Here is a 7,619-nt window from a genome sequence, read left to right on the forward strand (position 1 = left end):
GGGCCCGACCCATTCGGCGGCATCGAGCGTGCCCTTCTCCAGCGCGGGATAGATATCGCCCGCCGCGATCTGCTGCGGCACGCCGCCGACCTTGGCGATGATCGTGCCGGCAAAACCGCCGACCCGGAATTTCAGTCCCTTGAGATCGTCGATCGACTTGATCTCCTTCCGGAACCAGCCGCCCATCTGCGCGCCGGTCGACCCGGTCGGAATGCCGATGGTGTTGTATTCCTTCAGCAGATTGTTGATCAGGTCCTGGCCACCGCCCCACTGCAGCCACGAAATGTGCTGCCGCGTGTTCAAGCCGAACGGCAGCGACGTGCCGAACGTGAAAGCGGGGTTCTTGCCCCAATAGTAGTACAGCGCGGTGTTGCCCATCTCGACCGTGCCGTTTGCGACGGCGTCGAGCACCTGCAGACCCGGCACGATTTCGCCGGCGGCGAATGGCTGGATCTGGAAACGATTGTCGGTGATCTCGGCAACGCGCTTGGCGAAATATTCGCAGCCGCCGTAGAGCGTATCCAGCGCCTTGGGCCAGCTCGCGGCGTATCGCCATTTGATCTCGGGCATCGACTGCGCGATCGCTGGCGCAGCGACGGCACTTGCGGCCAAGCCCAATCCGCCTGCCGTCAGGAATTTACGACGTTCCATGCGCTTCCCTCCGCTAAGTCGATGCTTCGACCAGGGAACGATCTTGGTGTCGTCTTGTCTTCGTCGACGCTCGACGTTTTCTGTTGAGACGTTGTGGCGTTTCCGAACGGCCCTTGCGGGCACTCGTAGATGGAATTCCGATCGTTGCGGTTCCGCGAGCGAGGATGACCGGGCGCTTCGCCGGAATCAAGTCTGATGTCTCAAGCCTCATGGGCGCCTCGCAGGTGCGAACGCCAGCCTGACGCAAGTCGGGCTGGCACGCGATCTGCTATTCCATCGCGCAAAAACCAGGGAGGCTCGCGCATGACGGGCAAGACGATCGTGGTCGCCGGAGCGAGCGGTCTCGTCGGCAATGCCGCGTTGCGACACTTCGGCATATCGAGCGGGTGCGATGTCATTGCCCTGTCCCGGCGGAGGCCGCGCGACCTCTACGGCGCCCGTCATGTCCCGATCGACCTGACCAGCGCAGCGGATTGCGGCCGCGCCGCCTCGGAACTGAGCGGCGCGACGCATCTGATCTACGCTGCGCTCTACGAGGCGCCGCAACTCGTCGACGGCTGGCGCGACCCGCAGCAGATCAAGACCAACGATTTGATGCTGCGCAATCTGATGGGTGCGCTCGAGCCGGTCTCACCCGGCCTCAAGCATGTCGCCCTGTTGCAGGGCACCAAGGCCTATGGCGTCCACGTTCGCCCCCTGACCGTGCCGGCTCGCGAAGGCCGTTCCGAAATGTACGAGCAGCCCAATTTCTACTGGGCGCAGGAAAACTTCTTGCGCGAACTGCAAGCCGGCAAGGCTTGGCATTGGAGCATCCTGCGGCCGGTGCTGATCGTCGGCCTCGCCATGGGCGGCGCCATGGACCTGATCCCGCCGCTCGGCGTCTATGCCGCGATGCTGCGCGAGCAGGGCAGGCCGCTGGATTACCCCGGCGGCGCCGCGCGGGTGGCGCAGGCTGTCGATGTCGACCTCCTCGCCCGCGCCATCGCCTGGTCGGGCGAGGCCGAGGCCGCGCGCAACGAAGCCTTCAACGTGACCAATGGCGACGTCTTTACCTGGGAGAACATCTGGCCTGCGGTCGCCGATGCGCTGGAGATGAAGCCGGGCAAGCCGGTCCCGCTGTCGCTCGCCAGGGCTTTTCCATCCTGGGTCGGCCCCTGGGATGCGCTGCGGCGCAAGCACGACCTCGTATCGCCTGCGCTGGCCGAATTCGTCGGCCTCTCGTTCCAATACGCCGATTACAGCCTGCGCTACGGCCAGACCGAATCCGGTCCGCCCTCGATCGTCTCGACCGTGAAGATCAACCGCGCCGGCTTCACCGAGATGATGGACACCGAAGACATGTTCCGGAAGTGGTTCAGGCAGGCGAAGCAAGAGCGGCTGCTGCCATGACGCAGAACCAAAGCCGGTACGTCCGGGATCGTTGCCCAGATCAGATTGTGACCCGGATCGGTCCTCCGGCCAAGCCGGTTCGAACGGCTTTAAGTCTGGCTTATCTGAGCTTCTGTCGCAACCACCGTGAGGGACGGACATCACCCAGCGCGGCGATCCTTTGTAGCGGCGAAAAGTCGACCTTCCAAAGATCAAGTTCAAACAGCTCGCCGCGCTGATCGAGGTTCAGCGCGACCGACACCAGCACTCCATCAGCGTCGTCAAATTCGGCTTCGCCAATACATCGGCCGAAACGCCGGTCTGCGGCACCTTCGAAGAGAAGGCTACCCATCCCACCGTCGTTCATTTCGTCGACGAAGCCAAAATGGTCCTGCAAGGGCGAATGCTGACCTAGAATAAAGACAACCAGATCGTGCTCGTCGGGGGTAAGTGGGCGCGGCATCTTCTTTCTCGTAGCGGCTAGGTGCATTGGCCCATATCACGCCGCGCTCGCGATGTCCGTTCTGGCCCATGGCGGACGTGTCCGGCACGAAGTGCAAGAGCAGCTTTTGATCGTAGCGGAACATAGTCGTTCTTGCTATCGTCCTTAGACCGACCGAGGTTGCCAACACTAATGCGACTGATTTCGCACTTGCTAGTCGGACTGCTCTGCGCCTTAGGCGTGATAGCAGCAGGTGCTTTTAGTCACGAAATGGTACGGCCCTTTTTCTTGATCGTTTGGACGCCAGCAACCTGGCTGGTTCGTTTTTCAAACGCGCTATGTCCACCGACAGGCGTAAGGTGCTTTCTGGGGTCGGTCAGCCAAGGTGCGCATCACCTTTGGTTTGGGCTATGCCTCCTTGGCTTTTGGTGGATTGTCTTGTCGTTCGCAATCTGGCCGCTCTTCTGGTTGCGTCGATCGCCTCCGACCTCAAGGCCGATCCCGAAATCTACTTATTTTCTTAAGCTTTGAGCTACCGTCGAAACCTAAGCTAAACTAAGCCTAGAAGCGATGGCTTTACTGATGATCTCTACCTTGCGCAGCGCAAGCAAAGTCGGAGGTCTACGTGGGTTGGAAGCTTTTTGCATTCTTCGCTGTCTTGCTCGCGTCTTACGGAATCGGCGACGTTGGGACTTTCACTGCGGTGCAGATTGTCGACTTTGTAATTGAGGTGCTTGCGGCCAGCGGTCTCGTGCTGATGGCATTCAAGATCGATTTTCTTCCCGGTATGTTTTGGCGCGGATTCGCTGGCGCCTATTTTGTGTATTATTCTGGCTGGTTTGCCGAGAAAGCTTTCCTCACCGAGGGCGGGCCTGCGTCCCTCGTTATTGAAAATGCGCTCACATACGCTGTCTTTCATATCGCCATCGGCTATGGACTTTGGCTGAATGGTTCGATGCATGAACAGCACGGCGCCGCGCGTCAGATCTGTGGCTAGACATATCCCAGACGGTTAAGGCGCCCACATGTACTTCCTCATCGCCTGTCTGATCGTGGTCGCCTCGAGTGCCGTGATATCGTATCGTCGATCCACGGCTCTATCACGGAATCCTCAGGGAAGGCTTGCGGCATTTCTGCCGGCATTCTGCGCGGCAGTCTTTGCGCTGGTCCTACTAGAGTTTGATCGTATTCAAGGCAAGCAGGAGGTCGGTCCCTTCGCAACGACCTATCTCCTCATGCTTGTTGTGTCCTTCTTTGGCGGTTGGTTCCTTGGCATTGTTGTTGGATTGCCCCACGACAAGCAGCCATGACTCTGGCAACATCCTGTTGATGTCCGTATTGGTCCCTAGCTGACCTGCCGCGCGCCGCCGGTGGAGGACCGCTTGTGGACCCGTTGCGGAGCTCGGACGGCTGGATCAAAATCGCCCCTTGAAGCTACGGCATGGGCCTCAAGTGGGCGCCGCAAAGGCTAATCTTTACCGCACTCCGAGACCGACGAAATGTTACTAAGAAGGCAGCTTATTGCGGACGCGATGGTCGTTGATGGTCGAGGACGCGTCTTTGTGCAAAGGCGCTCATCGACGCGTGAGTTGTTTCCCAGGTGTTGGGACTTGATCGGCGGGCACGTCAAAGACGACGAGCACGTTCTTTCTGCTCTGCGCCGCGAAATACATGAGGAGACAGGCTGGCACCTTAAGAACATCGTTCTTGAGCTAACACCTAAGTATTGGAGCTATGGGCCGACACCCTATGAAGAACGACAGTTCATCGTGACCGTCGACGGGGACCTCACAAAACCAGCTCTGGAAACCGGCAAAGTGTCAGAGACTCTCTGGGTTGATCGCGCGAACGTGGAGAAGCTCAAAGAGAACCGCAAGCCGGATGACCAGTTAATCTACAATTCGGTGGTGGAGGCTCTCAAAGTTCTGGAGACAGTGCGGCCTCCAATGTGAGATTGTCGTTGCAATTTGCTCCGCAACTGCGACTTGCTTTGCAAGAGATCACTACATGAAAGATGCTATTGTCCGTCACGCAACAGAACGCGACCTGCATCAGGTTCTGAACCTTTACGGGCATCTCCATCCGCAGGAACCCCCACTGGCGCCAGCTACGGCTGAGCGCGTCTGGTCCAATCTGCTTTCATCGGGGTTTATGACTGTGATCGTGGCGCAAGCAGGTGAACAGCTTCTATCGTCGTGCACGCTCGCAATTGTGCCCAATCTGTCTCGGGGCGGCCGATCATATGGCGTCATTGAAAATGTAGTCACCCACACCGACCATCGCAAATCAGGGCTCGGGCGACGGGTTCTCACCTATGCGCTTGAGATCGCATCGCAGGCCGATTGCTATAAGGTCCACTTGGCGACGGGGTCCAAGCGTGAGGCGACCCTGCGCTTCTACGAGCGAGCAGGATTCGAACGAGGCGGCAAGACTTACTTCGAAGTGCGGCGGTAGGTGTCGATTGGCCCTCCGATGTTCCTTGGGGACGTGTCGGGAATTGGCCCGTCGCGCCAGTCGCGAGTGCAGCGACATGTCCGGACGCAGGCGAGGACCGGAAGTCGGTCGCTCAGCGGGACGCCGCCGCAATTGACCCGGAACGGACTTCGATAACTGTCCTGAGTGACGATCAACGCTCAGTCAGAACCGGTTCGGCTGCCGGAGAACCAGAACGCTAGTCTTTCTCTATGTCTCTGGGCTGAGCAAAGTCGGCGATGGTCAGGGTATTCGCGAGAGTGTTTTTGCCATGATCTGTACGGCCGTCCAGTCTCTTGCCACGATAGGCAGATAACCAGGGCAACCGAGACTTGATGCCCGTTGTAATGGGCTCATCAGTCACCTCTAGCGTGATTTCATTCCAGCTCACGCCCGGACCTAGCGTTGCCTGCAAGTTGTCCGGATTGACCTGGATGACCGACCCAGGATTATTGACGTCGGCGAAAGTAACGAGATCGGGCAGTCGTCCCGAGTCAATCTTGCGCGGGCCGCGCTGGCGGGCGATTGTGGCCACGGCATCCATGATGTTCGTCGGCGGCGCCATGTTATAAAGCTCGCACACGAACTCAAGGTTCGGTCCTGCATAACGGGTCCAGCCATAGTACCCGCGAATTTGGTTTGTCAGCAGCGCGACCAAGGGCCTCGCGCCTGAGCCTAGATCGAGGTAAAGGGCTTCGCCGCGCAAATTGCTAAAAGTGCCGCGCTCAGGAAAGACGACATTCTCCACCAACACCTCAACGACGCTCGAAGCGTGCTTGACGCCGTCCGGCGTATTGACCGCAACTGTCAGCTTGTACCGATAGCTCTTAGAACAACCCGCAACAGCGATAGCCACCAGCCCTATCGCGACGATGCGGAGATAGCTTCGCCACCTTGCCTGCGTCACCGAACGCCTCGCGCTGCGATCAAGCGTCACTCGCTTGAGTCGGACGATCTATAGGGATCTGGTACCACCAGAGATTGTCTAACTGGTTAACTTCGGCTGTGCGGCTCCGTAAACATGGATTCATACCTCGACAAGGTCGCTTCGGGGGACTCTCGCCTCAGCGAGTTAGCGAGCAAACGGAGCAGGTTTGAATGTCGGCTTGTGGCCCATAGCTGACCTGAATCGATGGTCAGCTTGAGTCCGCAAAGCGTCGGCCAGCGGACATCGCTCAGGCCGCACCAATGAATCTCGATCTATGAGTGCGCGGCCTGATCTGCGCTTGCGAAGGCCGCCTCCATCGCCCGCCGCGTCCTGACCGTCTCGTTGCCCGCGTCGAACTCGACGTCGCTCCAACGCACGATCTCGCCATGGGCGACGTCGTGCTTCAGCTTCAGCCGATGCGCCAGGCCGATCGGCAGCGCGCCGGCCTTGAGGCTCGCGGCCGCCGGCACCAGCTTGCCCCACACCGTGTAGCCGCCTTCGCCGTCCAGCATCTCGCCCGCGCGCAGATTGCGTTTGGCCACGGCGGCGACGTCGCCGTGGAAACCATGGGGCTGCCCGGTCGGCTCGCCCCGCAGCGCGGCCGACAGCACCGAGATGTTCAGCTCGAGGCCGATCAGATGATAGGGCTTGTACATCGCAGCATACCGTCCGCTGCCGTCGGTCTTGAGGCCGTATTGCCTGAAGCAGTCGGCGGCGTAGTCGTTCGGCGCCTCCAGCACGACGTAAACGCCCCAGCGCAGATCGCGAAACACCGGCCTTCCGTCGCGCTCGAGCGAGGAGACCACCTCCACGACGCCCGACCGCTCCAGCACGCCGCCCCTGCTGCGCGGCCGCATGATGTGCGGCAGGTCGTCGACGCCGCAGGGTGGAAACAGCAGGCCCTCCGCAGGCACGTCGAGTCCGCAGGCATTGGCGATCGCGGCCATCTCGATCGCCGACTTGGTGCCGTCGAGGAAGGAGTTGAACATCTGCGGATTCATCCCGGCCGATTGCGCCTCGCCCGCGCTCAACCCGTAATGCTGCCAGACGCCATCCGGCGTCACGTCGTGATAGGCCGGCAGATATTTTGTCCCTTTGCCGGCGGCGACCACGTGAAAGCCGGTGGCGCGGGCCCAATCCACCATCTCCGCGGTCAGCGCCGGCTGGTCGCCATAGGCGAGCGAATAGACCACGCCGGCCTTGCGGGCTTCCTCGGCGAGCAGCGGACCCGCCAGCACGTCGGCCTCGACATTGACCATCACGATATGCTTGCCGGCCGCGATCGCGGCACGCGCGTGCCTGATGCCGACGGCTGGATTGCCGGTCGCCTCCACCACCACGTCCATCGCGCCGCCCGCAATGGCGCGCGCGCCGTCATCGGTGAAGACGGTGGCGGCGATCCGCGCCGCGTCCCAGCCGACGGTGCGGCAGGCCTCGCGCGCACGGTCGCGATTGATGTCGACGATGATGGGGACCTCCAGCCCTGGCGTGTGCGGCACCTGCGCCAGGAACATCGAGCCGAATTTGCCGGCGCCGATCAGCGCCACACGGACGGGCTTGCCGGCGGAAGCGCGAGCCTGGAGGAGGCGGAAGAGGTTCATGGGGCTTGTCCTAAGCGCAACGATTGAAGCTCGTCATTCCGGGGCGCGCGAAGCGCGAGCCCGGAATCCATTCATCCACCAACTCTGCGGCCGGGTTGGTTTCCGGGGCGCCCCGAACCCCCCCCCCCGCATTAACCGTAAAACCCCCCCAGCCCCC

At 60.8% G+C, this 7,619-nt stretch carries 9 protein-coding genes (1 of these 9 running past the window's edge); 5 read left to right on the plus strand and 4 right to left on the minus strand.

Annotation, left to right across the window (positions count from 1 at the left end; all coding sequences use genetic code 11):
• Positions 1 to 651: the 5' portion of a TRAP transporter substrate-binding protein gene (locus AC0L3A_RS21165; RefSeq protein WP_219680430.1), read on the minus strand. Its footprint begins 438 nt before the window's first position; 651 of the gene's 1,089 nt are visible here — the first part of the coding sequence; its start codon is at positions 649 to 651; its stop codon lies beyond the left edge, outside the window.
• 303 nt (positions 652 to 954) lie between these two features.
• On the opposite strand from AC0L3A_RS21165, the gene AC0L3A_RS21170 reads away from it, so the two are divergent.
• Positions 955 to 2,040 (plus strand): SDR family oxidoreductase, encoded by a 1,086-nt coding sequence (locus tag AC0L3A_RS21170; RefSeq protein ID WP_354126829.1) that lies wholly within the window; start codon positions 955 to 957, stop codon positions 2,038 to 2,040.
• A gap of 100 nt (positions 2,041 to 2,140) precedes the next feature.
• On the opposite strand, the gene AC0L3A_RS21175 is transcribed toward AC0L3A_RS21170, so the two are convergent.
• The gene (locus AC0L3A_RS21175; RefSeq protein WP_354126828.1) at positions 2,141 to 2,482 is read right to left on the minus strand and encodes a DUF6984 family protein; all 342 of its coding nucleotides are present in this window, start codon (positions 2,480 to 2,482) and stop codon (positions 2,141 to 2,143) included.
• 604 nt (positions 2,483 to 3,086) lie between these two features.
• On the opposite strand from AC0L3A_RS21175, the gene AC0L3A_RS21180 reads away from it, so the two are divergent.
• From AC0L3A_RS21180 to AC0L3A_RS21195, 4 genes are all read left to right on the plus strand, one after another.
• The gene (locus tag AC0L3A_RS21180; RefSeq protein ID WP_354126827.1) at positions 3,087 to 3,458 is read left to right on the plus strand and encodes a hypothetical protein; all 372 of its coding nucleotides are present in this window, start codon (positions 3,087 to 3,089) and stop codon (positions 3,456 to 3,458) included.
• 28 nt (positions 3,459 to 3,486) lie between these two features.
• Entirely contained in the window at positions 3,487 to 3,771 is a 285-nt protein-coding gene (locus AC0L3A_RS21185; protein WP_354126826.1) for a hypothetical protein, read from the plus strand.
• Positions 3,772 to 3,960: 189 nt separating this feature from the next.
• Positions 3,961 to 4,413 (plus strand): NUDIX hydrolase, encoded by a 453-nt coding sequence (locus tag AC0L3A_RS21190; RefSeq protein WP_354126825.1) that lies wholly within the window; start codon positions 3,961 to 3,963, stop codon positions 4,411 to 4,413.
• 55 nt (positions 4,414 to 4,468) lie between these two features.
• Complete coding sequence (locus tag AC0L3A_RS21195) at positions 4,469 to 4,915, plus strand: GNAT family N-acetyltransferase (protein ID WP_354126824.1); 447 nt, start codon at positions 4,469 to 4,471, stop codon at positions 4,913 to 4,915.
• 217 nt (positions 4,916 to 5,132) lie between these two features.
• Here AC0L3A_RS21195 and AC0L3A_RS21200 read toward each other — a convergent pair whose 3' ends face one another.
• Positions 5,133 to 5,840: a hypothetical protein gene (locus AC0L3A_RS21200; protein ID WP_354126823.1), complete on the minus strand. Its 708-nt coding sequence runs from the start codon at positions 5,838 to 5,840 to the stop codon at positions 5,133 to 5,135.
• A gap of 293 nt (positions 5,841 to 6,133) precedes the next feature.
• Entirely contained in the window at positions 6,134 to 7,462 is a 1,329-nt protein-coding gene (locus tag AC0L3A_RS21205; RefSeq protein WP_354126822.1) for an NAD(P)H-dependent oxidoreductase, read from the minus strand.
• Positions 7,463 to 7,619: the final 157 nt, after the last annotated feature.

The organism is Bradyrhizobium sp. MI1.3 (assembly GCF_055811695.1).

Bases quoted from the DNA above. Each gene is read 5' to 3' on its own strand.
- AC0L3A_RS21205 (WP_354126822.1), bottom strand. From the start codon at position 7,462: ATGAACCTCTTCCGCCTCCTCCAGGCTCGCGCTTCCGCCGGCAAGCCC.
- AC0L3A_RS21185 (WP_354126826.1), top strand. From the start codon at position 3,487: ATGTACTTCCTCATCGCCTGTCTGATCGTGGTCGCCTCGAGTGCCGTG.
- AC0L3A_RS21175 (WP_354126828.1), bottom strand. From the start codon at position 2,482: ATGCCGCGCCCACTTACCCCCGACGAGCACGATCTGGTTGTCTTTATT.
- AC0L3A_RS21170 (WP_354126829.1), top strand. From the start codon at position 955: ATGACGGGCAAGACGATCGTGGTCGCCGGAGCGAGCGGTCTCGTCGGC.
- AC0L3A_RS21190 (WP_354126825.1), top strand. From the start codon at position 3,961: ATGTTACTAAGAAGGCAGCTTATTGCGGACGCGATGGTCGTTGATGGT.
- AC0L3A_RS21195 (WP_354126824.1), top strand. From the start codon at position 4,469: ATGAAAGATGCTATTGTCCGTCACGCAACAGAACGCGACCTGCATCAG.